Source organism: Ruegeria sp. CH10, assembly GCF_056537125.1.
Genome location: NZ_JBQFQY010000004.1, coordinates 277,783 through 302,660, shown reverse-complemented (window position 1 = coordinate 302,660; position 24,878 = coordinate 277,783). Strand labels below are relative to the sequence as shown.

Sequence of the window (24,878 nt, the reverse complement as noted above, 5' to 3'; positions counted from 1 at the left end):
GTACGCAAAAATACTGTCAGCGAATGCATAAGTTGGCAAGAAGAACTTTTCTCCGCATCTGTTCTGCTGTGAGGATGGATATAAAATAGCCAATGTAATCCGAAAAATAATGCGATTTAAAGCCGTGAAAGGAATTTCTTGTCACAAGCCGCTGAATTAGCATAATGATGAATGCGAATGCACAATACACCAGTAAATGGTGATTCTAACCTTGCAGGCGACTGCCTGCGTAACAGGGTCCAACCGGAGGGTTCTTAGTATGTCTTTCATGAAAAGCTTTGCGGTCGGCGCAGTTGCGACGCTTTTGGCGACAGCAGCTTATGCCGAATGTGAGATTGCCAGCGGCAACGTCAACGTGCTGGCCAACGACTTCCCCGCGCTCAAGGCGATTACATCTGCGGCGGCTGAATGCACAGGCGGCGTGACAGTCGCCGCCAACCACAACAAGGATTTTCGCAACATCACGGTTCAGGCACTGACCGCAAATCCGGCCGAATACACGTCGGTCATCGTTGCGAACTCTTCAATCGTTCCGCTATTGAACGAAGGTCTGATCCGGCCGCTGGATGATCTGGTGGCGAAGCACGGCCAAAGCCTGGGCAAGAACCAGTTGATCACCATCGACGGCAAGATCATGGCGATTGCGTTCATGGCCAACGCGCAGCATTTGTTCGTGCGTCAGGACATTCTGGATCAGGTCGGAAAGCCCGTCCCGGGGTCCTGGGAAGAGGTTGTTGAAACCGGCAAGGCCATCAAGGATGCGGGTATCATGGACCATCCCTTCGCCTTCCTCAGCATGTCTGACTGGAACCTGGGCGAAGAGTTCGTGAACATGTATCTGGGCCACGGGGGCGAATTCTTTAAACCCGGAACGGCCGAGCCGGCGATCAACAACGAAACCGGTGTAGCCACGCTGAATATGATGAAAGATCTGGTGTCTTTGTCGAACCCGGATTTCCTGACCTACAACACCGCAACCGTCGTTCCGATCTGGAAATCAGGCGATCTGGCGATGGCGCAGCTCTGGGGCTCCAGCAGTGGCGAGTTGCTGTCTGGTGAAGGCGCGGAAGGTGGTGTTGCAGAAAACACTGTACTTGCTGCTGCGCCCTCAGTTGCCGGAGGGGATACTCCGTCCTCCACGCTGTGGTGGGATGGGTTCACGATCTCGAAAAACATCTCGGATGAGGATGCCGAGGCGACCTTTATCGCCATGATGAACGGTATTTCGCCCAAGATGGTCGAGGCCAATAACGACGCGGCAGTCTGGCTGATGGACTCGTACAAGCCGGGCCCAGCGGCTGTTGGTGTGGCTGAAACCGCATCCGGCGGAGCCAAACCCTATCCGATGCTGCCCTATATGGGCCTGCTGCATCAGGCCTTCTTCGAAGAGCTGCCCGACTTCCTGCAAGGCAATGAAAGCGCCGAGCAGACACTGGCGGACATCGAAGCGGCCTATATCGCTGCTGCCAAAGAGGCCGGTTACCTCTAAGCACTTGAACCGGGGCGGATATGCCTGCCCCGGGTCTTCCCCGTCGCGACGTTGACAGAGGTGTCTGGCAATGAAACATCGTACGTTTTTCTGGTTTATCCTGCCATCGTTGGCCGCAATGATCCTGTTTATTGCGCTGCCTACCGTGTCGGTTGCGATCCAGTCCCTGTTTGTCGAGCACGAACAGGTCATGGTCGAGGTTGAAAACTGTACCCCTTTCAATTGCGACACGGTCTTGCAGGTCGATACCGAGGCGACAGCCGCTTTGCGGGAAGAGGCCCCGTTGGGTCGGTTCAACGGGCTGGGGACATATACAAACCGCAAGCACCTTGCGTTTGAACAGGTCGGTGTCGCCTGGTCTGAAAGCGCCACAATGGGCGAGTTTTTTTCGGAACTGCTGAACCTGCCCTTCTACAAAGCGTTGATCTTTACCCTGACCTACACATTTGTTGTGACGCCGCTGGTCGTTGTTTTTGGGCTGGGCGTTGCGCTGGCCGTGAACCGGGTGCCGACCTTGTTGAAGGGTCCGACGATTTTCGTGTCCCTGCTGCCTATGATCGTAACGCCGCTGGTTGGGGCGCTGATCATATTCTGGATGGTGGATGCGGACGGTATCATCGGCGCGACCCTGCAGTGGGTGTTCAATGACCCGAACCTGTCGCTCAAGGCGTCAACGCCGCTGACGTGGATCATGCTGATTGTCTATGGCATCTGGAGCTCGACCCCGTTCAGCTTCATCGTTTTTTATGCGGGGCTGCAGACCGTTCCGAAGGAAACGCTTGAGGCTGCCAAGATCGATGGTGCCACACGCTGGCAGTCCATTCGGTTTGTGGTCGTACCTTATATGATGCCTTTGGTCGTGTTCATCACCTTGATGCAGTTGATGGATAACTTCCGGATGCTGGAACCCATCCTTGCGTTTCAGGCTTCGGCCAAAGCAACCTCTCTGTCGTATATCATCTACAATGACCTGCGTGGCGGCGACATTCCGCAATTCGGTTCGGCAGGGGCCTCTTCGATCATGACGATTATTGGGGTGGCCATCCTGCTGACACCCGTGCTGATCCGCACCTGGCGCGACTTTAACCGGAAAAGGGTCTGATCATGTCATCATCCGTCGCCGACAGACGTTCAAAAGGCTTGATCTGGTTCACGACAAGCTTTGTGGTCCTGTGGATTTTCATCGCCGCTGGCCCGTTCCTCTGGACACTCTGGGGGTCGTTCAAAGTTCAGCCTGACTTCTTTTCCAAGACAGACTGGACGAACGCGATCTATGGTGTGATGACCAAAGCCGAAACCGGCAGTGCCTTTACTGGGGCGGGTTATCAAGGGGCCTGGGTTGAACAAGAGTTCTGGCGCAACAGTCTGAACACAGCAATTGTTGTGTTCTTCACGGTTGTGATTTCTCTGACTCTCGGAACGCTGGGCGGCTATGCGTTGGCCCGGTCCGGCTATCGGTACGCGTTCTGGTTGCTTATGATTGCCCTTGTATTCCGGGCCATGCCGCACATGACTTTGGTTGCGGGTTACCTGCTGCCATTCTTTGAATGGAATATCTGGGGGCGGCTCAGCACGACAATCATCGTGCTCGTGGCGATCAACCAGCCCTTTACCCTGTGGATGCTGCATTCGTTCTTTTTGAACATTCCCAAGGACATGGACGAAAGCGCCATGGTCGATGGTTGCACGCGCTTCCAAGCCTTCCGCTATGTGATCATTCCGGTCATGTGGCCGGGCGTGATCACGACGGGTCTGTTCAGTTTCCTGCTGGCCTATAACGACTTTGCCATCGGGGCTGTTCTGCTGAATTCGGAAAACCAGACGATGGTGCCGAAAATTGCCAGCTTCTTGGGAACCGTGCGCGAAACCGGAGACGTCATGTTCGCCGTCGCAGCAGCTGTAAGTGCTCTGGTTCCGCTGTTCTTCCTGGTTCTGTTCTTCCAGCGTCAGATCGTCAGCGGCCTGACCGCAGGGGCCGTGAAAGGCTGATAGAGGAGGGGACATGTCGCGAACATACGGACCTGCGCAACCCCTGGCCCGGCATCATATGCCGCAAAGCTATGATATTTCGCTGGGGGCCTATACGCAGAAACGAACCGTCCGTATCCCTGATTATTTCGGCATGGGTCAGAGCCTGAGAGGCTTTGACCCGGAGTATCGAAACATCATCGACTACATCGTGCGGATTACCCATCGCATCTGGGAAACCGACAAGCAGGGCGTCGACTATATCGGTGATTGCTATGCCCCAACCTCGTTGGTCTATGACGATTACGGTCTGCAAATCGGAAATCAGAAAATCATCGCGGACACACATCATACGACCGGCGCGTTTCCCGATATCGTGCTGGACGCCGAAGAGGTCATCTGGGCCGGGGATGATGAGATCGGGTTTCATACCTCTCATCTGACGCGGATCACGGGCACCAATAAGCACCCAAGCCGCTATGGGGATGCCACGGGGCGTAAGATAAATGTGATGGTCATCGCCAATTGCGTGGCGTTGGAGAATGACATTTTCCTTGAGCATGTCCTCTACAACACCTCGGCGATGTTGATGCAGCTGGGCTTGGACCTGTGGGCCGAGGCAGAGCGCCTTGTCGCCGATCCCCCTGCTGGATGGCCACGCAGCCAGGCCACCTGGGACGAGCTGCGCCGGGCAACGGCCCCACAGCAGCCCTTGTCGGTATCCGAACCGGTTGACGGCTTTGACCCGGACGCTTTTGCGCGACGGGTGCATGACAACATCTGGAACGGCGATATGGCGGCATTGCAGACGGACTATGCCGAAGATATGCCGTTTGAGGGCACCACCGGGCGCGTCTTTGCCGGACGATCGGCCTATGCGGCTTATGCCTCGGGGCTGAGGGCGGCCTTTCCGGATTTGGCCCTGCAGGTCGACGAAGTCTACTGGATGGGCTCGGACCTTGAGGGTTGGCTTGTTTCCACCCGCTGGAGCGCCGAGGCAACTCATACCGGCCAGACGGATATGTATAAATCGCCCACCGGCGCGCGCTGTCAGATTTGGGGTATTACCCAATGGCGGATCAAGGCAGGGCGCGTGGAGCAGGAATGGCAGCTGTTTAACGAATTTGATCTCATGATGCAGATCGCCAAAGCCCGGCTGAGGCCGGACTGAGACTGTAAAGCTTACTCAAAACAAAGAACCGGATATATGACCACTCTGCAATCTGCCAAAGCGCTTGTGCGCGACTATTATGCTGCGATCGATGAAAACCCTGTTGCGGCGGCCTGGAAATACTGTGCCCCCGATGCCATCTGGCGCGGCTACCATCCGTTCAATGAAATTCACGACCCGGTCGAGGTGGCCAATACGTTCTGGGTTCCACTGCAGACCTCGGTGACACGTCTGCAACGGCGGCTGGACCTGTTTATGGCCGGTGAAAACGGACTGGAAGATGGCGGCATATGGGTGGCTTCGATGGGTCATCTGATGGGGCTGTTCGACCACCCATGGCTGGATATTCCGCCCACCAACAAGATTGTCATGCTGCGCTATGCCGAGTTCATTCGGGTCGAGGGCGACAAAATCACTGACACAGCGATGTTCTTCGACATCCCGCACCTGATGATGCAGGCGGGGCTGAACCCGTTTCCGCCCCAGACCGGCGCGCAGTTGGTACAGCCCGGACCGATGACGCATGACGGGGTGATGTTCGACGAACAAGACCCGGCCGAGGGTCAAAAGACGCTGGACGCCATCGAGTTCATGATCAACGACATTCGCGACTGGAAGGGCAGGGAAGAGCAGGGCCTGCTGACCGAACTGCCGCGCAGTTGGAATGACGACATGATCTGGTGGGGCCCGACGGGGATCGGCGCGACCTACACGATCGAGCGCTATGCCCAACAACATGCGGGTCCCTTCCGCGAAGGGTTCACGGATCGCATTTTCAATGGCCATGTCGCACGGATTGCCGAGGGTAATTTCGGCGGATTTTTCGGTTGGCCGAACCTGACATTGACGCCGTCAGGCGGGTTCATGGGGATGCCGGCGACGGGCAAACCCGGCGACATGCGGGTGATCGACATGTATCGGCGCTCGGGCGACAAACTGACCGAGAACTGGATTTTCATCGACCTGCTGCATTTCTGGAAACAGCAGGGTTTGGATGTTCTGGCGCGGCTTCCTTATATGCGAGGTTAAGGACCTTAGCTTTGCTCTTTCGATGGCGCGATCTGATCGAAAATCGCTGTGCAGATCTGTTTCATCTCAAGCGCAAAGAAGTTCTTGGCCGCGGCTTCGTTTGGGTGGTACGGGTCTTTGACCAGGCCTTTTTTGTTCAGGCGGAAATAGTCTCTGTTCCCTTGATTGGCAGCCACCGTTTCGGGGGTCGCGCCGGGAACAAAGCTGCAGCGCAGCCCGGTCGTTTTGAACGCATCCATCAGGTTCTTTTGCGCGCGCAGGCGCAGTTCAACGATCTTTTTCTTATAGGCCGGGGCCGTGGTCATGAAGATGCAGGGCAGATCGGGTGGCAACTGGGCCATCAGCTTTTCGACGTCCCTAGTCGCAGCACTTGGGTTATTGGCCCATCGTTTTGCCGAATTGCCCAGAAATGACATGAGGATCAGCTTGGGTTCGTAATAGTCCTCACGCAGCATCGCTTCGAGGGGAGAGGCATTGGGAGTACAGAACTGATATTCTTTCCCCTGCCCAATCTGCACGAATTTCTTGTCGGTTTGGTTCACGAACCCATAGGTCCCTGCATTCACTCTCCATTTCGGGTCCACTTTGCAGATCGTGTCTTTTGATTTGCCCGAACGTGCTGTCCAGGAATCGATCGAACTGGAACGCACACCTATGACACCGACGCGCATTTTTCCAAGACGCTTGAGGTTTTCCTTTTGCTGCGCATTCGGATGGCAATGCTGTTTGATATCGCTGAAAAACTCCAGAAAAGCGGGGCCAGAGCCAAAGGAGATCTGACTGTCGCCGACAATCAGGATTTCCGGCGATTCAAATTCGTTCGCCTGGGCGGCCACCCCCCAAACCCCGAGTGCGCACACGATGCCGAAAACCTGTCTGAGTAGTCGCATTGTTTCCCCCTGCCTATGCGTCTATTCCAATGCCGAAAACACTGCATCACACAGCGCGGGTGCATTGATCTTGAGAAAGCTCCGGATGGCTGCCGGGCTTGGGTGATGCGGGTCCTTTACGCGCCCCGCATCATTGCGCCGAAAGAACTTGGGCTTGCCTTCGATTGCAGCCCGCGTTTCAGCGTTAAATCCTTCGACCACGTGGCATTTGTCGCCCACCCGCTCAAAGGCGCGGGCGATTTCGGTCTGGGCTTTCATCCGTTTGTCATTCGTGGCTTTCAGATAGACCGGCGCGCTTGAGATGAAGACACACGGCACATCCTTTGGGATTTGGGCTGCCGTCTTGCGCGCATCTTCTTCGGCCGCGTCCCGAGAGTTGGCCCACCGATCTGCCGAGTTGCCAAGAAAAGTCAGGATCAGCAGGTCTGGTTTGTAATAGCCATCTGCAAACATCGCCTCAAAGGCGGTCTCTTTCGGTTTGCAGAACTGATAGGATGCGCCTTTGCCGATCTGGATGAAGACCCGATCAGGGTTGCCATCGATACCATAGGCCCCGGCATTGACCCCGTATTTCTTGTCCACATCACAAATCGCGCCCTTGGTTGCGCCGCTGGTGGATGTCCAGGATTGCAAAGAGGTCGATCTGACCCCGATGGCCGCGGCTTTGCGCGCGCCCAGCTTGTCCAGTGCTTTTTTGCGCTGGGGGGTCATGTCGCAGTTTTCGGCCAGATCATCGAAAAACCGCAGGTATTCCTTGCCCGCACCGAACGAAATCTGACTGTCGCCCAGCACAAGGATGTCCGGCTGCGCGGCTGCGGGATGGGACATCAGGACCATCAGGCCAACCATCCATGCCCGGGGCAATGATACTCGTTTAACTGTCACGTCTTCTCCGTGTTTCAAAAAGCGCATTGGCCGGACAGTTCGGTTATTCGCAGCATGATGTCTCATCGCACCGAGGATGGCCAATCAACACAAGGTTAGCACGCGACTTTTTGACAGATCATTGATCACGCGGAAAGAAATTCCTGCCCGTCCCCCGGTGCGTCCGCGCAGATAACACAATGTAATCGCATTGGTTCACGTGGCCGTCAGGCGTATTCCATCCCCATTTTTTGCGGTTAGGCTTGCCACAATTGCAACCAACACAAGGTTTGGAAAATGGTAAATCGCAGAGCACTATTGATATCAGGCGCCTCATTTCTGGGGATGGCAATCGCAGCACCGGCACTGGCGGCAGACGGGCGTGCGGGCAAGTTCAAGGGTGTGAATGGCCACGTCACAAAGGGTCAGGCGAAACTGGTGACCAAAGGCGGCAAGTCTTTTGTCGAGTTGCAGGGTGATTTCTGGTTTGATGGTGCCCCGGACCCCAAAGTTGCGCTAGGCCGTAACGGCTATGACAGCTCGACCCTGATGGGGCTGTTGAAAAGCAACTCGGGCGCGCAGTCCTTTCAGGTTCCCGCAGGCGTCGATGTCTCAAAGATGAATGAGATCTGGATCTGGTGCGAAAAGTTCAATGTCGGGCTGGGCGTTGCGAAGCTGAAGTAGGTTCGGGCATTTGCGCTGGGGTCAGAACAACAGATTTGGCAGAAACAGCGCGAGTGCGGGAAACAGCGTCAGGATTAGGATTGCGAACAGATGGATCAGCCAATAGGGCACGGTTGCGATTGCGACGCGCCCAAGGCTGACCTCGTTATTGGTCAGCGCGGTCAGCACCGACAGGTTCAGCCCGACCGGAGGGGTGACCTGCCCGATTTCGATGACGATGGTGATGATGACCCCGATCCAGATCGGATCGAACCCCAGCCCGGTCAACAAGGGGAACACGACCGGCAGGGTCATGATCATCAGGGACAGCCCGTCAAAGAAACAGCCCAGAACCAGATAGATCAGGACAACGATCAGCAACACGCTGTAGGTGCCCATGCCGCTGTCGGCCACGACCTCAAGGATTTGCTGCGGCACGCCCAGAATGCTGGTCGATTTGGCCAGAATGGTCGCCCCCAGCACCAGAAACCCGACCGAGGCAAACAGCAGGACCGAGTGATAGACCGCCTCGACCAGTTTCTTCCACGTCAGGTCGCCCCACAGTGATGAGATGATCGCCGCCAGAACCACGCCGACCCCGGCGGCCTCGGTCGGGGTGGCCAATCCGCCGACGATGCTGCCGATCACGGCGATGATCAATGCAAGCAGGGGCCATATATGCCGGAAACCGGCCAGTATCTCCCACAGGGAGGCGGCGGTCTCGTCCCGGGGTGCGATGGCGGGGTTGCGGGTGCTTTTGACCAGCAGATAGGCCATGAACATCAGGCCGACCAGAATGCCGGGGATAATGCCTGCCGCGAACAGGCGCCCGATCGAGGTTTCCGTGAGCGCGCCGTAGATCAGAAAGGACAGGCTGGGCGGGATCAGCAGGCCCAGCGTGCCGCCACCTGCCAGACTGCCAACGATGGTGTCCTTGTCATAGCCGCGTTTCGACATCTCGGGATACGCGACCGAACCCACCGCCGCCGCCGTCGACAGGCTGGAGCCGCTGACCGCCCCAAACAGGGTGCAGACCGCGATATTGGTGTGCAGTAGCCCGCCGGGGATACGCCGAAACAGCGGCGAGAACGCGGTATATGCCTTTTCGCTGATCCCGCTGCGCAGCAGAATCTCACCCAGCAGGATGAACATCGGCACCGCGCTGAGGGTGAACGAGTTGAAGACGCTCCAGATCGCGTCCACCGCCAGCGACGTGGCCCCGTTCGAGAAGAAGTACAGGATCAAAAGCCCGGTCAGGCCCAGTGCAGCCCCCAGCGCCACTCCGGTTCCGGCAGTGACCACCAAAGCACCTGTCAAAGTAAGCCAGAACGACATCAACGCGCCTTTTTAGTCATGGTTCATTCTATGTCAGCTTTGGCATCGTCAACGCGGTCCAGTATGCCGACCAGACGCGCCACAAAGATGGACAGGGTCAGGGTGAGCGAAAGCGGCATCAGCGCCATCCACGGATAGAGCAGAATCCGTGTCGTTTCGGTTTTGAGGTTGCGTTTGAAGGCGAACTCGAACCAGGGGATCGTCTCAATGATCAGCCACAGGAAAAATGCGATACCGACCAGCAGGGCCGCGATTTGCAGCAGGGTTTGCGCAGTGCCTCTCAGCATATCGGCCAAGAGCGAGACGCGCACATGTTTGGCCTGCAAGGTTACCATCGGCAGGCCCAGAAACAGCGAGACGCTGAGCAACAGCCCGACAACTTCTTCGGTGATATGAAGCGGGGTATTGGCGAATTTGCGCATCAACACGCTGGTGACGATGATGCCGACAATGGCGATCATGCCCAAAGCCGACGCAGCGGCGCACGCAAGGGCCAGACGGTCCAGCCCCCACGCAATCAGTTCTTTCACTTTCAAAGCCATCTGGCGATCAGCGACCCAAGGCTGTCAGCACACGTTGACGATATTCAGGTGCATTGCCGCCGGCCTCTTCTGCCAGTTCGGCCCAGATTTCAGTGACGTTGGATACGAACAGATCCCGGTCCTCTTGCGAGAAATCCGCGCCCCAGGTCACGCCCTGTTCGACCAGCTTGTCACGGGCTGCAAGCTCGCGCTCGTAATCGTCCTCGTATTGGTTGGTACGCTCCCACAGGGCATCTGCTGCCGTTGCAATCGCCTCTTTCGTGGCGTCGTCGGTGGCGTCCCATTTGTCACTGGCCACGCCGATCACATACGGCCCAGATGCCATCGGATACAGGAACGAGGCATATTTGGCGACCTCCTGCAGGGAAACCGTATCGGCATAGAGCGCAGGATACAGCGCGCAGTCGACCACGCCGGTTTTCAGGGCCACATACATCTCTTCCTGCGGAATGATCTGGGCGGCCACGCCAAGACGGGTGAAGGTTTCGACCTGATCGCGGGCCCAGACGCGCAGTTTCTTGGATTTCAACGCCTCGATGGTGTTCACCGGCTCATCCCGGCAGAAGACCGACACTGACAGCATCGGTATGGGCACATATCCTACCGAGGTCACGCCCCAGTCGGTGAATTCTTCCTGATAGATCTCGCGAACGGTCGGGATCGCCTTTTCGAACTCTTCAATGGATCCGATAGTACCCTGAACCACGACCGAGCTGAGCGCGGGTGCGTCACGTCCAAGGTAATTCGCCCAGATCAGGCTCATTTCCACCGCACCTTTCGGCAGGAACCGCAGCGTGTCTGTGTTCGGCAGGCCCAGTGAGCCGCCGCTGTACAGTTTCAGCTCGGTCTCACCGCCCAGAGCCCCATTCACATCCGCAACGAATTGCTCCAGTTCTGCGGTTTCAGGCCGGGTTTCCGGCAGGAAGTTGTTGAAACGCCACTCTTCAGCGCTGGCTGAGGCGGCCAAAGACACCAATGCGACCGCGCCAAGACCAATAGTTTTGAAAACTCTCTTCATATTTTGCCCTCCTGAAAGGTTGAGTATACGGCTTATTTGCAAGTCTATTAATTGTGGCCGGAATTGAATCACAGAGGTTCAATTTAGCTATTGGTTTAAGGTAGATAGACCGGGCTGAAACCAGCACTACCTGATGCGGCCACTGGTTTGCAAGTCGCGGGCGAATGCAACCGCCGAACGGTCGGCAGCATGCCGGATCAACAATGCACAGCCGTTTTGCCTGCGGGTTTTAGTCTTTGCGCACGATCCGCATGATGCTTTCGACGTTGAAGTCCAGCCGTTCGTTCAGGGCCTGTTTATCCATCATATCGCGCTGAAACAGGTAGGAGCCGGTGAAGCGGTTCGTCAGGTAGTAATACCCGATGGCAGCGATGGTGATGTTGAGCTGCGTGGCATCGATGCCGGACCGAAACTCACCACTGGCCTCGCCGCGTTTCAGAATGCCTTCGACCATCTCGACCAGCCCGCGGGTGGTTTCGGGCAGGCTGTCCAGCGCTTTGATGTGGCGGGCGCGGTGCAGGTTTTCACTGTTCACCAGCGTGATGAATTCGGGGTTCTTGAGGTAATAATCCCAGGTGAACCGCACCAGCGATTCCAACGCGTCCGAGGGTGACAGGGATTCGAGGTTCAGCTTGCGTTCGGCGCTACGAATGTCCAGATAAGCGGCCTCAAGCACGGTGCGGAACAGCCCCTCTTTGCTGCCGAAATAATGGTACAGCATCCGTTTGTTGGCATTGGCGCGTTCGGCGATTTCATCCACCCGCGCGCCGCCCAGCCCGTGTTTGGCAAATTCTTTCTTGGCGGCCCGCAGAATTCGCGCCTTGGTCGCTTCGGCGTCTCTTTTCTTTTTGATTGTCGTCTTTTCGTCCAAAGCCGCCTCCCTTGCCATGCAGCTGTCCTGCCACAGCACATGTAGTAAATGCATGTCGCACAGAAGGCAGGTGTTCTTCAACTGCCTGTCCGCAGATCATTTCAGACCGTTGTCTTTTACAGTCTTAACGCTTGACACAGCGTTTCGTAAAGAAGTAACTAGTTAGTGCATTAAGGGCGGACAATACCGCTGTGCGGGATCGTCGCCGGGGAGGGGCAGATATGCGGATGCCTTTGATCCCATATGCTGATGGAAAAGGGAGGACGTCATGTCATTCATCAAGAAATACATCGAACAGGAGACGATAACCCGTCGGAACCTGCTGCTGGCCTCGGCCTATGGCGTCGGCGGCGCGGCGATTTCGTCCATGCTGGGCGGCATGGCGCGCGCGGCGATCACGGACCCGACCGTTGCGTGGTCCTATCGTAACCGGACCAACCCGTATTGGAACGAAATCGTCTCGGGCGGTGAGGCGTTTGTGGAAAGCCTGGGCAAGCCCAAGGATTTCCTGACCCACCTGATCAATGAAGGTTCATCCGAGAAGTCGCTGGCCGACGTCAAGGCGCTGCTGTCGAAAACCAATGGTGAACTGGCGCTGGCGATCGATACCAACGACGCGCCCAACGCCCGCCCGGTGGTGGAAAGCTGTGTTGAGGCCGGGGCCTATGTCTCGACCCTTTGGAACAAGACCGATGACCTGCATCCGTGGGATTTCGGCGACAACTATGTCAGCCACATGAGCTGGTCCGACGAAGGCCCGGCCGAGCAAACCGCGCGCATTCTGCTGGATGCGATGGGCGGAACCGGCGGCGTTGTCCATCTGGGCGGTATCGCCTCGAACAACCCTGCGATTGAGCGTCTGGCCGGTCTGAAGACCGCGCTGCTGGATTATCCCGATGTCGAGCTGCTGGCCGCAGAACCAGCGGATTGGGATACGCAGAAGGCCAACCAGGTCATGAGCGCCTTCCTCACCCGTTACGGTGATGAGATCAAAGGCGTCCACTGTGCCAACGACACCATCGCTTATGGTGTGCTTGAGGCGCTGCGCGCCGAAGGGATCGAGGACATGCCCATCGTATCCTATGACGGCAACCCGCAGGCGGTTGAACTGGTCGGCGAGGGCAAGATTCTGGCTACCGTATTCACCAACCCGCATTGGGGCGGCGGCATCACGGCGGCGCTGGCCTATTACGCGGCCACCGGCCACTTCAAGCCTTCGGACGAGCCGAACGAACATCGCGAGTTCTATGGCCCGACCATCATGGTCAGACCCGAAGACGCGCTGGCGTTCAAGGCCGAGTTTTTGGACAGCGTTCCGACCTATGACTGGAAAGATTTCTGGTCTACGTCGAACGGTCAGATTCAGTACAAGTAATGTGATTGCGGGCCGGTCTTTGGGCTGGCCCGCTCACTCGGGTCTGCGGTACACGCGACCCCACCAAATCACTCAGTGGGAGGAAGCACGTGAGCAATGTGCTGACACGGGATGTTCTGATCAAATGGGCGCCCCTGATCGTCCTTTTGGTTCTGGTCCTGTTCTTTACGGCGATGGAGCCCCGTTTCTTTTCGCTGCGCAACTTTGCGCGGATCGGGATTTCGTCCGCGCCGGCGCTGATGGTCGCCATCGGCGTGACCTTTATCATCATCATGGGCTCGATTGACCTGTCGATGGAGGGCACGGTTTCGGTCTGTGCCGTGGTCTTTGCCTTTGCCTTTATCGCCTTGGGCGGCACGCTGGCCTCTTGGGCGTGGCTGGCGATCCCGCTGGCGCTGTTGGTGGGGGCGGCCATCGGGTTTGTGAACGGGCTGGTGCATGTCCTGCTGAAAATCCCGTCTTTCATGGCGTCGCTGGCGATGGGCTTTGTCGGCACCGGCTTTGCACTGCTGCTGACCGGCGGTGACAGGATACGGGTCGAGGATGACCTGTTCCGATCCCTGCTGACCGAGCGTTGGTTCGGATTTCCCATCATGTGCTATGTCGCGCTGTTGTTCCTGCTGATCGCATGGTTCATCCAGTCGCGCACCACGCTGGGTCGCAATTTCTACGCCGTAGGCGGGGGCGAAGAACTGGCCCATGCCTCGGGCCTGAACGTCAACCGCGTGCGCGTTATGGGGTTCGCGTTGGCCGGTGTTTTCTATGCCGTTGGCGCGTTGCTGGCGGTGGGCCGGATCGGGATTGCGGAAACCGCGACCGGTTCGAACTTTATGTTTGTGTCGATCACATCTGTTGTGGTCGGCGGCACCGCGCTGTGGGGTGGGATCGGCGGTGTGTGGAACACGCTGATCGGGGTGCTGATCGTCAATGTCATTAACAACGGCATGGTTGTGATCGGATTGCCCGGCTATGTGCAGGACGGTGTTCTGGGCATATTGGTCATCGCCGCGGTGGTTCTGTCGACCGACCGTAAATCCGTAACCTTCGTGAAATAGGGGCGGGCAGATGTACGAACTGATCAATGTCGACAAGAAATTCCCCGGCGTCCACGCTCTGAAATCCGTGGATTTCAAGATCGGACGCGGTGAGATCGTGGGCCTCGTCGGTGAAAACGGCGCGGGCAAGTCCACGCTGATGAAGGTCATCTATGGCGCCTACCAGCCTGATGGCGGCGACATCACCATCGATGGCACCAAAGTCCGGTTCCAGAACCCGCGTCAGGCGATGGATCACGGCATCGGCATGGTGTTTCAGGAACAATCCCTGATCACCAACCTGACCGTGATGGAGAACATCTTTCTGGGGTTCGAGCAGCAATTCGTCAGCTACGGCGTGATCAACTGGAAGGCCATGGCCGAGGCCGCGCGCAAGCAACTCGCCAAGGTCAAGCTGGACATCGATCCGGGCACCACGACGTCGAAACTGTCATTCGCACAGCGACAGCTGGTTGAGCTGGCCAAGGTTCTGACGCTGGAGGAACGGATCGATGGCGATCTGGTCATCCTGCTGGATGAACCGACCAGCGTGCTGGCCAAGGAAGAGGTGGAACTGCTGTTCAGCCTTGTCCGTGAATTGACCAAACGCGCATCGTTCATCTTTGTCAGCCACCGTATGGATGAGGTTCTGGACCTGTCAGACCGTATCTACGTGATGAAAGATGGTGAGGTCGTGGACGTTGTTGCCCATGACGACGCCGATGTGGATGCGATCCAGCACAAGATGGTCGGCCGCGACGTCGACAAGGAATACTACCGCGAGCAAAAGCAGAAGCCCTATCAGGCCGAGGCGAAGCCGCTGGTTGCCTTCGACGACGTGTCGGTTGCGGGCAAGTATTCGAACATCTCGTTCGACCTGCGCCCCGGAGAGGTCCTGTGCCTGGTCGGGACCGAAGGATCGGGGCGTGAGGCGATCCTGCGCACGATCTTTGGTCTGGAAACCCCGTCTTCGGGAATGGTCGCCCTCAAGGGGGAAACGATCACCAGGTTCAACGCGCAGGCCGGGGTCGCCAAGGGCGTCGGCTATATCCCCCGCGAACGTAAGGTCGAAGGCATCGTGGCGGGCATGAATGTGTATGAGAACATGACCCTCAGTCAGATGGGCAATTACGCGAATTCGGGCGTGCTGCGCATTGGTGAGGAGAAATCTCTGGCCAACCAGTGGATTGATCGCCTCGCAATCAAAACCCCCGATGTCTACAAGGATTGCGGCGGGTTGTCGGGCGGCAACCAGCAAAAGGTGGTTCTGGCCAAGTGGCGTTCGGCCGGGTCGGACATCATCCTGCTGGATCACCCGACGCGCGGTCTGGATATTGGCGCCAAGGAAGATGTCTATGACATGGTGCGCGAGATGTCAGATGACGGCGTCGGCATCGTTCTGGTGGCCGACACGCTGGAAGAGGCCATCGGCCTCAGCCACACGATCATCGTTTTGAAAGACGGTGTCGCCCAAAAACGTTTCGATTGCAGCCCGGGGGACAAGCCGTCGCTGTACGACCTTGTCCACCACATGATCTGAGGCCGATCTCATGAGTTTTGAACGTATCAAACCCCATCTGCCCTGGATCACCTTGCTGGTTCTGGTGCTGGTTGTTGGCGCTGCGGATTCCAACTTTCTGCGGCCCGCCAACCTGATCTCGATGGCCGCCGACATCGTGCCCCTGTTCATCATGGCGCTGGGGATGACTTTCGCGATCTATATCGGCGGGATCGACCTGTCGGCGCAGTCGGTGGCCAATATGACCACGGTTGTGGCCACGATTGCCCTGCCGACCTTTGGCATTGGCGCAGCTTTGATCTGTATTCTGGCCGGCGTCGTTCTGGGCGGGATCTCGGGCTTTGTCACGACGCGTTTGTTCGTGCCGTCCTTTATCTCGACCCTGGCTGTAGGCGGTATCGCCTTTTCCGCCGCGCAATACATGTCGGGTCAGCGGGCGTTGTTCATGGATGCCACCTTGCGGGATTCGACCTTTGGCTGGATGACTGGCTCTTTGGCGGGCATCCCCAGCGAGTTGTTCATCGCAGCCGCGCTTGTTCTGGGCGCGTGGTTCCTGCAATCGCGGACCACCTTTGGCCGTGCTCTCAAGGCCGTGGGGGCGGGGGAGCCTGCCGCCGTGGCCTCGGGCCTGAATGTCAATCGCATCAAGATCATGGCTTTTGCTCTGTCCGGCGGACTGGCGGCGATTGCGGGTCTGCTGTTCTCGGTAAAACTCTCCGGTGGTTCTCCCACACTGGCGAACGGGTTCCTGCTGCCTGCAATCGTCGCGGTTCTGGTTGGTGGTACACCGCTGACCGGTGGCGTTGGCGGTGTCATCAACACGCTGATCGGCACGCTGATCGTGGCGGTGATCCGGTCCTCGATGCTGTATTTCGAGGTGGACGCGACTCAGCAGCAGATGGTGTTTGGCCTGATCCTGATTGCCGCGATTGCGCTGACCATCGACCGCACCAAGCTGAGGGTGGTCAAATGACACAGACCATGCGCGCCGCCGTTCTGGTGAAACCGGGTGTGTTCGAGGTGCGGGATGTCCCGCGCCCCGTACCCGGCCAGAACGAGGTGTTGGTGCGCATCACTCGGGTCGGGATTTGCGGCACGGATATTCACATTTTCAACGGGCATTACGCAGCCGAGAACCTGCCGATGATCCCTGGTCACGAGTTCACGGGCACGATTTCCGAACTGGGCGAGGGCGTCAGCGGCTTGACCGTCGGTGCGCCGGTTGTGGTCGATATGAATATCGGGTGTGGCACTTGTTATTGGTGCCGCCGAAATGAGGTTCTGAACTGCCCCGAGATGCAACAGATGGGCATCACGATGGACGGGGCATTCGCCGAGTATATCTCGGTGCCTGCCCGACTGGTGATCCCGGCCTCCGACGCGGTTTCGGCTGAGGTTCTGGCGTTGACCGAGCCGCTGGCCTGTGTCGTGCGTTGCGCGCGCAAGGCAAACATCACCTTTGGTCAGTCCGTCGTGGTGTTGGGGGCAGGGCCCATCGGCAATCTGCATGTTCAGTTGCTGCGCACGATTGGGGCCGCCCCGATCATCGTGGCCGATCTGTCCGAGGATCGCGTCAACATGGCGCTTGAGGCCGGGGCGGATATTGGTGTGACCGACCCCGCCACGCTTGAAGAAGTTGTGTTGCAATACACGGACGGGCGCGGCGCGGATGTGGTGATCGAAAGCGTGGGATTGCCCGCGCTCTATCAGCAAGCCACACGCCTCATCCGCAAGGGCGGACATATCGCGGCGTTCGGGATCACCGGTGCAGGCGAAACGCTGCCGGTCGATATCTTGCAAACCATCCTGCAGGAAAACTCGATCAAAGGGTCCGTCGCGGGCATGGGGCAGGATATGCACGATGCGCTGACGCTGTTGACCCATGGGCGGATCAAGACCGGGCGCTTTACCGGCGCATCCTATCCGTTGGAGCAGATACAACTGGCCTTCGACAGTTTTGCTGACCGGCCACAGGACCTGAAGACTCAGATCGTTTTGACAGACTAGCCAAATTGGGAGGAGCGCACATGACTGTCGAAGTTTACACATCCAAACCCGAAGGCATGATCCCCAACAGCCGGTTTCCGCTGTTGATCCACCGGGGCGCAATTCCCGGTGGCGGGGTCGAAGCGGTCAAGGCGCGGTTTCGCGCAAACGGCTGGGGCAACAATTGGGAATATCCGGGGGTCTACGAATACCCGCATTTCCATTCCACCACGCATGAATGCCTTGGCTGCGCAACCGGCTGGATGGAGTTCAACCTGTCGGTCGAAGGCTGGACCAAGGTTCGGATTTCGGCAGGCGACGTGATCGTCATGCCCGCCGGTGTCAGCCATGAAATGGTCGGCCATTCCGGCGACATTATGATGGTCGGCGGTTATGCCGGGGGTCGCGACTGGGACAACATCCAAGAGGCCCATCTGACACCCGCGATGTTTCAGGCCGCAGTCAAACGGATCATGATGTTGCCGATCCCCGACAAGGACCCCGCCACCGGTGAGATCCTGCATCAATGGCATGACGCGCCGTCGTCCGTGGACGGCGGCTGGAACGATTTCCGCGACGGGTTGGACGCTTCGGCGTAACCTCTCGCCCCAATTCTGGAGCCCTTCTGATGGACCAACAAAGCCACATTCTGACACCGCCCTCCGAGCCGCGCACGTTCGGGTTCTTTATGGACGGCAACTGGGTACCCGCCGGGGATCGCGACGTGTTCGAGCGCGCGTCACCCGGTCACGGTGTCCCGGTCACGCGTATTCCGCGCTGTACCGAGGATGACCTGAACGCCGCCGTTGCCTCGGCCCGCACGGCCTTTGACGGCCGGCGCTGGTGTGGTCTGTCCGGGGCCGACCGTGCGGCCGTGCTGCTGAAAACGGCCGAGCTGATCCGGGCCCGTGTGGATGAAATCGCCTATTGGGAAACGCTGGAAAACGGCAAGCCGATCAGCCAGGCACGGGCCGAGGTTTCAGGCTGCATCGGCATGTTCGAATTCGCCGCAGGTCTGGCGCGCGGCCTGCATGGCGACAGTTTCAACAACAGCGGTGACGGCGCTATGGGCATCGTCACGCGTGAGCCGGTCGGCGTTGTGGGGTTGATCACGCCGTGGAACTTCCCGTTCCTGATCCTGTGCGAACGGGTGCCGTATATCCTTGCGTCGGGGTGCACCATCGTCGCGAAACCGTCCGAGGTGACCAGCGCCACGACCCTGATGCTGGCTGAAATCCTGTCCGAGGCCGGATTGCCCGATGGCGTGTTCAACGTGGTCACGGGTTCGGGCAGCGTGATCGGTCAGAAACTGGCCGAGCATATGGATGTGGACATGCTGTCCTTCACCGGATCGACCAGCGTAGGTCGGTCGGTCGTGGCCGCTTCGGGGCAGAGCAATTTCAAGAAACTGGGGCTGGAGCTGGGCGGCAAGAACCCGCAGATCGTCTTTGCCGATGCCGATCTGGAGGATGCCGCAGACGGCGTGGCCTTTGGCATCGCGTTCAATACCGGGCAATGTTGTGTCTCTGGCGCGCGTCTGTTGGTCGAACGCTCGGTCGCGGACACATTCGCCCAGATGGTCGTCGACAAACTGCGTAAGGTCCGCGTGGGCGACCCGCTGGACGAACGCACACAGGCGGGCGCGATCACGACCGATGCGCAGAACCGTACCATTCTGTCCTACATCGCCAAAGGTCAGGAAGAGGGCGCGACCCTGCTGACCGGCGGTACAACACCCGAAATCTCGGGCGGTCAGTACATTGATCCCGTTGTCTTTACCGATGTGACCAACGACATGGTGATCGCGCGCGAAGAGATTTTCGGCCCGGTTCTGGTCGTCATCCCGTTTGACACGATTGACGAGGCGATCTCGATCGCCAACGATACCGAATATGGTCTGGCCGCCAGCGTCTGGACCAAGAATATCGACAAGGCGCTGACCATCTCGCGGCGCGTTCAGGCGGGCCGGTTCTGGGTGAATACCACGCTGGCCGGTGGCCCCGAACTGCCGATTGGCGGGTTCAAAGCCTCGGGCTGGGGGCGTGAGGCAGGGATGCACGGCGTCGAGGAGTACACGCAGATCAAGTCGATCCATGTTGAGATCGGCAAGCGCACGCATTGGGTGGAATAATGGCGTCAAACGGATACGACTTTATCATCGTCGGCGGGGGTTCGGCCGGGTGCGTTCTGGCCAATCGCCTGTCCGAGGACAGCAGTGTTCAGGTCCTGATGCTGGAGGCGGGCGGCAAGGACAGCCACCCGCTGATCCACATGCCGGTCGGCTTTGCCAAGATGACGGATGGCCCGCACACATGGGGGTTCAACACTGTCCCGCAGGTCAATGCGAATAACCGTGAGATCCCCTATGCACAGGGGCGCGTCTTGGGGGGCGGCAGTTCGATCAATGCCGAGGTGTTCACGCGCGGCAATCCCGTCGACTATGACCGCTGGGCCAATGAGGAAGGCTGCGAAGGCTGGTCTTTCGACGACATCAAGAAATACTTCATCCGGTCCGAACGCAACGCCATCCTGTCGGGTGACTGGCATGGCACCGAGGGGCCTTTGGGTGTCTCGAATCTGGATTCACCGCAGGAAATGACCCGGGCCTTCGTGCGCTCGTGCCAAGAGGCGGGCATTCCATACAACCCTGATTTCAACGGTCCTGTTCAGGAAGGGGCGGGCGTTTATCAGACAACGACATGGAAGGCCAAACGGTGCTCGGCTGCGGTTGGGTATCTCAGGCCGGTATTGTCGCGCCCGAACCTGACCGTGAAAACCGGCTGTCAGGTGCACCGGGTCGTCATCGAGAACGGCCGCGCCACCGGCGTTGCGTTCGATCAGGGCGGGCAGGTGGAGACCGTGACGGCGGATCAGGAGGTTCTGGTGACCTCGGGCGCCATCGGAACGCCGAAGCTGATGCTGCTGTCGGGCGTCGGACCCGCGGCGCATCTGCAGGAACACGGGATCACAGTCCAACACGACCTGCCGGGTGTGGGCGAAAACCTCAACGATCATTTCGGCATCGACATCGTAGCCGAGTTGAACGGCCACCACAGTCTGGACAAATACAACAAGCCCCATTGGGCGGCATGGGCGGGTATTCAGTATTACCTGTTTGGCTCAGGCCCCGTGGCGTCAAACGTGGTTGAGGGCGGGGCTTTTTGGTACGGCGATACATCCGCACCGGTGCCCGACCTGCAATTCCACTTCCTGGCCGGGGCAGGGGCCGAGGCTGGCGTGCCCAGCGTGCCCAAGGGCAGCTCGGGCATCACGCTGAATTCCTATACGTTGCGGCCCAAGGCACGTGGAACCGTACGCCTGAGGTCAAACCGGGTTGAGGACATGCCGCTGGTCGATCCCAACTTCCTTGGCCACCCGGATGACCTGAAAACCTCGGTCGAGGGGGTGAAGCATAGTATTGAGATCTTCCGTCAGAAAAGCTTGCAGCAATATGTCCGGCAGATCCGCTTTCCCGATGACAGCGTGAAAACGCAGGCCGATTACGAGGCATATGCCCGTCAATACGGTCGCACGTCTTATCACCCGTCCTGCACTTGCAAGATGGGTGTGGATGAAATGGCCGTGGTTGACCCGCAGATGCGGGTGCATGGGATCGATGGTCTGCGGATTTGCGACAGCTCGGCCATGCCCAGCCTGATCGGGTCCAACACCAATGCGCCGACCATCATGATGGCGGAAAAGGCATCGGACATGATCCGGGGAAATCACTAAGCCATTACGCTCTCAACGGCTTAGTGTGTTCCCGAAAAAAGGCGGTGCTGCTCAGGGCACCGCCTTTTTTGTTCAGTCCCACTTGGGTGCCCAGGGCACCAGGTCTTCGCCCACGATCCGGAAACCAGTGTGGGTTTTGGCATCGATCCGGTCCATGTCGTTGCTGGACAGGGTGAAATCCATCACGTCGAAATTCGCGTCGATATTGGCGCGTTTGGTCGACATGGTGTTGATCGACACGCCTTTTTGCAAAATCCATCGCAACACGATCTGACCGGCTGTTTTGCCATAGGTTTTGCCGATCTCTTCGAAAATCGGGTGTTTAAAGACCTCGCCACGCGCGACCGAGCAATAGGATGACAGCGGAATACCCGTCTCGGTCGCCGCGGCCAGCAGGGTGTCCTGATTGAGCAGCGGGTGGAATTCAACCTGATTGGTCACCAGGGGTGTATCGATGATTTTGACAGCATCGCGCATCATCTGCGCGGTATAATTCGACACACCGATGTTCTTGGCTAAGCCCTTGGCATGCGCCTGTTCCAGCAGTTTCAGCGAGGGCGCAATGTCCCCGCCAATCGGGGGCCAGTGCAGCAGCAATACGTCGACATAGTCCAGTTGCAGCTTTTTCAGGCTTTCTTCAACTGACGGAAGAAAGGCCTCTTCGGTGAAATTGTCGGGGTGAACCTTGGTGGTGACGCAAATCTCGTCCCGGTTCAAACCCAGCTCAGCCAGCGCATCGCCGGTTTCTTTTTCGTTTCCATACATTTGCGCGGTATCGAAAGACCGGTACCCGACCTCGGCGGCGATCCTCATCGCGTCGCGAAGCTCGCTGCCGGTCAGGGGGAATGTGCCAAATGTACGCTGATTGGTTTTTTCAAAGTAAATGTTCACGGTGGTCCTCCCAAAGAACAAATTTGAAAGTAACCTAATAGTTACTTAATGTCAGGTCAATTGCCGTGGCATACTAATTCCTGTTGATTTCCGAACGCCATCGCGGCATAACTTAATAACCATTTAGTTACTTTGGTGAGGATCGCATGAGCAAGCAGATGACGGCGCGCGAAGCAGCAAATCTTGTGCCGGACGGGGCAACCGTCGCGGTGAATTCGTCAAGCGGTCTGTGCTGTCCGGATGCGGTGCTAAAGGGCCTTGGCGAACGTTTTGAGGCCGAAGGCGCACCGCGCGATCTGACAACGATCCACCCGATTGCCGCCGGGGATATGTTTGGCACCAAAGGCGTGGATCATATCGCCAAGCCGGGCCTTATCACGCGGATCATCGGGGGCTCGTACCCCTCGGGGCCCAGCAAAGCCGAGCCGCCATTGATTTGGCAGATGATCACCGCGGAACAAGTGCGGGCCTATAACGTGCCCTCGGGCATCATCTTTGACATGCTGCGCGAAGCCGCCGCCAAGCGCCCTGGTGTTCTGACCAAGGTGGGGATGGACACGTTTGTCGATCCCGACATCGAAGGCTGCGCCATGAACGCCTCTGCCCGGGCCGAGCCCATCGTCAAACGGATGGAGTTCGAGGGCGATGAGTGGCTGTATTTCAAATCCATGGCCCCGAATGTTGCCATCATCCGTGCAACGACAGCGGATGAAAAAGGCAATCTGAGCTTTGAACACGAAGGCGCCTATCTGGGCGCGATGGAAATGGCCCTGGCCGCCCGTAACAACGGTGGTGTCGTGATCGCGCAGGCAAAACGCATTGCGGCGGCGGGCAGTATCCGCCCCCATGACGTGCATGTGCCGGGCATTCTGGTGGACGCTATTGTCGAAGCCCCGGATCAACTGCAAACCACGGCCACCGAATACGACCCGGCCATTTCGGGTGAATTGACGCGCCCCATCGAAAGCTTCCGCACCGCCGAATTCAACGTTGGCAAGGTGATCGCGCGCCGCGTCGCGCACGAGCTTAAGGATGGGTGGGCCGTAAACATCGGCTTTGGCATCTCGGCCAATGTTCCCCGCATTCTTGTCGAGGAAGGGCTGCATGGCTCGGTCACCTGGATGATCGAACAGGGCGCCGTGGGTGGTGTGCCGCTGCTGGACTTTAAGTTCGGCTGCTCAGCCAATGCCGAAGCCTTCGTCGCCTCGCCCCACCAGTTCTGCTATTTTCAGGCGGGTGGGTTTGACGCCTCGCTGCTGTCCTTTCTTGAGGTGGACAAGAATGGCTCGGTCAACGTCTCGCGCCTGTCGGCCATCCCGCACCGGACCGCAGGGGCAGGGGGCTTTGTCGACATCACGGCGCGGGCGCGCAAGATCGTCTTCTCGGGCAATTTCAACGCCGGGGCCAAGATGGAGATCGAAAACGGTCAGCTGAAAATCCTGCAAGAGGGCAAAGTGGCCAAATTCGTGGATGAGGTCGACCAGATTTCTTTCTCGGGCAAGCGCGCAAAGGCACAGGGGCAGGATGTGACCTATGTGACCGAGCGCTGCGTCATCAAGCTGACGGATCAGGGGCTGATGGTCACGGAAATCGCGCCCGGTCTGGATGTTCAGCGCGATGTGCTGGATCAGGCGGCGACACCTTTATTGGTGTCAGATGACCTGAAAACGATGGACGCGTCCCTGTTTGACCCCGCGTTGATGGGGCTGGAACTGGCGTCTGCGTGATGGAGAATTTCCTGCTGGATATCACCGATGGTATCGCCCGTCTGACGCTGAACCGGCCCGAACGGCTAAACGCCCTGACCGAATCCATGATGGATGAGCTGATGGCCCTGTGCCGTCAGATCGAACGCGCCGAGGGTGCGCATGTGGTGATCCTGACCGGGGCGGGCAAAGCCTTTTGCGCCGGGGGTGATATTGATGCCTGGGCGGCGCATACGGCTGACGGTTTCGGACGGCATTGGCTGCGGGACGGTCATCAGGCATTGGACGCTCTGACCCGCTTGCGGCAACCGATCATCGCCGTGTTGAACGGCCATGTCCTGGGTGGCGGGCTGGAGCTGGCGGCCTGCGCTGACTACAGAATTGCAGAAGATCACATCCGCATTGGACAGCCCGAACCCGCGCTGGGGATTGTGCCCGGCTGGTCTGGTACACAGCGGACCGTGCGCCGCTTTGGCTCGCGATTGGTGCGGCGGATGGCTGTATTTGGACAGGAGTTTTCGGCCAGTGACGCCCTGTCGGTTGGGTTGGTTGATGAGGTGGCTGAGAAAGGTCAGGGCATGGCTGCTGCGACCGAGCTGGCCAATCGTATGCGCCATCGTGGACCTGTTGCGACCGAGCTGGTGAAAATGCTGATCAATGCCGCCGAAGGCGAAGAGCGTGAACGGGTCTATGACGCGCTGGCCGGTCGCGTTGCCATTGCCCAGCCCGAACTGCAGATCGGGCTGACCGCGTTCAAAAACCGTAAGAAAGCGGATTTCTGGTAATTCCCCAACA

Annotated in this window: 23 protein-coding genes; 16 read left to right on the top strand and 7 right to left on the bottom strand. The window is 58.3% G+C overall.

All coding sequences use genetic code 11. The features are described 5' to 3' along the window. The first annotated feature begins 259 nt into the window (after nt 1-259). The 5 genes from ACRZ94_RS14280 (at nt 260) to ACRZ94_RS14260 (ending at nt 5,657) form a co-directional block, all read left to right on the top strand. The gene (locus ACRZ94_RS14280) at nt 260-1,489 is read left to right on the top strand and encodes an ABC transporter substrate-binding protein (protein ID WP_480797617.1); all 1,230 of its coding nucleotides are present in this window, start codon (nt 260-262) and stop codon (nt 1,487-1,489) included. Between the two features lie 70 nt (nt 1,490-1,559). Then, a complete protein-coding gene (locus ACRZ94_RS14275; protein WP_480654446.1) occupies nt 1,560-2,591 on the top strand; it encodes a carbohydrate ABC transporter permease in 1,032 nt (343 codons plus the stop codon). A gap of 2 nt (nt 2,592-2,593) precedes the next feature. Then, nucleotides 2,594-3,478, top strand: a complete 885-nt coding sequence (locus ACRZ94_RS14270) for a carbohydrate ABC transporter permease (RefSeq protein ID WP_480654444.1) — start codon at nt 2,594-2,596, stop codon at nt 3,476-3,478. A 13-nt stretch (nt 3,479-3,491) separates the two neighbouring features. Next, a complete protein-coding gene (locus tag ACRZ94_RS14265; RefSeq protein ID WP_480797616.1) occupies nt 3,492-4,628 on the top strand; it encodes a nuclear transport factor 2 family protein in 1,137 nt (378 codons plus the stop codon). 36 nt (nt 4,629-4,664) lie between these two features. Continuing rightward, on the top strand, nt 4,665-5,657 hold the full coding sequence (locus tag ACRZ94_RS14260) for a nuclear transport factor 2 family protein (RefSeq protein ID WP_480797615.1): 993 nt from the start codon (nt 4,665-4,667) through the stop codon (nt 5,655-5,657). Between the two features lie 5 nt (nt 5,658-5,662). Here ACRZ94_RS14260 and ACRZ94_RS14255 read toward each other — a convergent pair whose 3' ends face one another. Both ACRZ94_RS14255 and ACRZ94_RS14250 read right to left on the bottom strand, forming a co-directional pair. Then, nucleotides 5,663-6,547: an SGNH/GDSL hydrolase family protein gene (locus ACRZ94_RS14255; RefSeq protein ID WP_480797614.1), complete on the bottom strand. Its 885-nt coding sequence runs from the start codon at nt 6,545-6,547 to the stop codon at nt 5,663-5,665. Nucleotides 6,548-6,568: 21 nt separating this feature from the next. Continuing rightward, entirely contained in the window at nt 6,569-7,432 is an 864-nt protein-coding gene (locus ACRZ94_RS14250; RefSeq protein WP_480654436.1) for an SGNH/GDSL hydrolase family protein, read from the bottom strand. Between the two features lie 324 nt (nt 7,433-7,756). On the opposite strand from ACRZ94_RS14250, the gene ACRZ94_RS14245 reads away from it, so the two are divergent. Next, nucleotides 7,757-8,095 (top strand): DM13 domain-containing protein, encoded by a 339-nt coding sequence (locus ACRZ94_RS14245; protein WP_480654434.1) that lies wholly within the window; start codon nt 7,757-7,759, stop codon nt 8,093-8,095. A 21-nt stretch (nt 8,096-8,116) separates the two neighbouring features. On the opposite strand, the gene ACRZ94_RS14240 is transcribed toward ACRZ94_RS14245, so the two are convergent. The 4 genes from ACRZ94_RS14240 to ACRZ94_RS14225 form a co-directional block, all read right to left on the bottom strand. Beyond that, nucleotides 8,117-9,409, bottom strand: a complete 1,293-nt coding sequence (locus ACRZ94_RS14240; RefSeq protein WP_480797613.1) for a TRAP transporter large permease — start codon at nt 9,407-9,409, stop codon at nt 8,117-8,119. Between the two features lie 23 nt (nt 9,410-9,432). Then, a complete protein-coding gene (locus ACRZ94_RS14235; protein WP_480797612.1) occupies nt 9,433-9,951 on the bottom strand; it encodes a TRAP transporter small permease in 519 nt (172 codons plus the stop codon). Between the two features lie 7 nt (nt 9,952-9,958). Beyond that, entirely contained in the window at nt 9,959-10,969 is a 1,011-nt protein-coding gene (dctP, locus tag ACRZ94_RS14230) for a TRAP transporter substrate-binding protein DctP (RefSeq protein WP_480654429.1), read from the bottom strand. Nucleotides 10,970-11,198: 229 nt separating this feature from the next. Then, entirely contained in the window at nt 11,199-11,858 is a 660-nt protein-coding gene (locus ACRZ94_RS14225) for a TetR/AcrR family transcriptional regulator (RefSeq protein ID WP_480797611.1), read from the bottom strand. Nucleotides 11,859-12,108: 250 nt separating this feature from the next. On the opposite strand from ACRZ94_RS14225, the gene ACRZ94_RS14220 reads away from it, so the two are divergent. From ACRZ94_RS14220 to ACRZ94_RS14185, 8 genes are all read left to right on the top strand, one after another. Continuing rightward, a complete protein-coding gene (locus ACRZ94_RS14220; protein ID WP_480654425.1) occupies nt 12,109-13,215 on the top strand; it encodes a sugar ABC transporter substrate-binding protein in 1,107 nt (368 codons plus the stop codon). A gap of 89 nt (nt 13,216-13,304) precedes the next feature. Then, nucleotides 13,305-14,270 (top strand): ABC transporter permease, encoded by a 966-nt coding sequence (locus ACRZ94_RS14215; RefSeq protein WP_480797610.1) that lies wholly within the window; start codon nt 13,305-13,307, stop codon nt 14,268-14,270. A 10-nt stretch (nt 14,271-14,280) separates the two neighbouring features. Then, nucleotides 14,281-15,789 (top strand): sugar ABC transporter ATP-binding protein, encoded by a 1,509-nt coding sequence (locus ACRZ94_RS14210; RefSeq protein WP_480654421.1) that lies wholly within the window; start codon nt 14,281-14,283, stop codon nt 15,787-15,789. A 10-nt stretch (nt 15,790-15,799) separates the two neighbouring features. After that, on the top strand, nt 15,800-16,741 hold the full coding sequence (locus ACRZ94_RS14205) for an ABC transporter permease (RefSeq protein ID WP_480797609.1): 942 nt from the start codon (nt 15,800-15,802) through the stop codon (nt 16,739-16,741). Next, a complete protein-coding gene (locus tag ACRZ94_RS14200) occupies nt 16,738-17,775 on the top strand; it encodes a zinc-dependent alcohol dehydrogenase (protein ID WP_480654418.1) in 1,038 nt (345 codons plus the stop codon). Before ACRZ94_RS14205 ends, ACRZ94_RS14200 begins: the two co-directional genes overlap by 4 nt. A gap of 20 nt (nt 17,776-17,795) precedes the next feature. Continuing rightward, a complete protein-coding gene (locus ACRZ94_RS14195; protein ID WP_480797608.1) occupies nt 17,796-18,353 on the top strand; it encodes a hypothetical protein in 558 nt (185 codons plus the stop codon). Nucleotides 18,354-18,382: 29 nt separating this feature from the next. Next, nucleotides 18,383-19,885 (top strand): aldehyde dehydrogenase family protein, encoded by a 1,503-nt coding sequence (locus tag ACRZ94_RS14190; protein ID WP_480797607.1) that lies wholly within the window; start codon nt 18,383-18,385, stop codon nt 19,883-19,885. Further along, the gene (locus ACRZ94_RS14185; RefSeq protein WP_480654412.1) at nt 19,885-21,486 is read left to right on the top strand and encodes a GMC family oxidoreductase; all 1,602 of its coding nucleotides are present in this window, start codon (nt 19,885-19,887) and stop codon (nt 21,484-21,486) included. The genes ACRZ94_RS14190 and ACRZ94_RS14185 overlap by 1 nt, the downstream gene beginning before the upstream one ends. A gap of 72 nt (nt 21,487-21,558) precedes the next feature. Here the strand turns inward: ACRZ94_RS14185 and ACRZ94_RS14180 are convergent, their stop codons facing one another. Then, a complete protein-coding gene (locus tag ACRZ94_RS14180; RefSeq protein ID WP_480654410.1) occupies nt 21,559-22,377 on the bottom strand; it encodes an aldo/keto reductase in 819 nt (272 codons plus the stop codon). Nucleotides 22,378-22,523: 146 nt separating this feature from the next. Between ACRZ94_RS14180 and ACRZ94_RS14175 the strand changes: the two genes are divergently transcribed. Together ACRZ94_RS14175 and ACRZ94_RS14170 are read left to right on the top strand one after the other, a co-directional pair. Beyond that, nucleotides 22,524-24,104, top strand: coding sequence for an acyl CoA:acetate/3-ketoacid CoA transferase (locus ACRZ94_RS14175; RefSeq protein WP_480654408.1), 1,581 nt, complete (start codon nt 22,524-22,526; stop codon nt 24,102-24,104). Further along, on the top strand, nt 24,104-24,868 hold the full coding sequence (locus tag ACRZ94_RS14170; protein WP_480654707.1) for an enoyl-CoA hydratase/isomerase family protein: 765 nt from the start codon (nt 24,104-24,106) through the stop codon (nt 24,866-24,868). Before ACRZ94_RS14175 ends, ACRZ94_RS14170 begins: the two co-directional genes overlap by 1 nt. Nucleotides 24,869-24,878 lie beyond the last annotated feature (10 nt).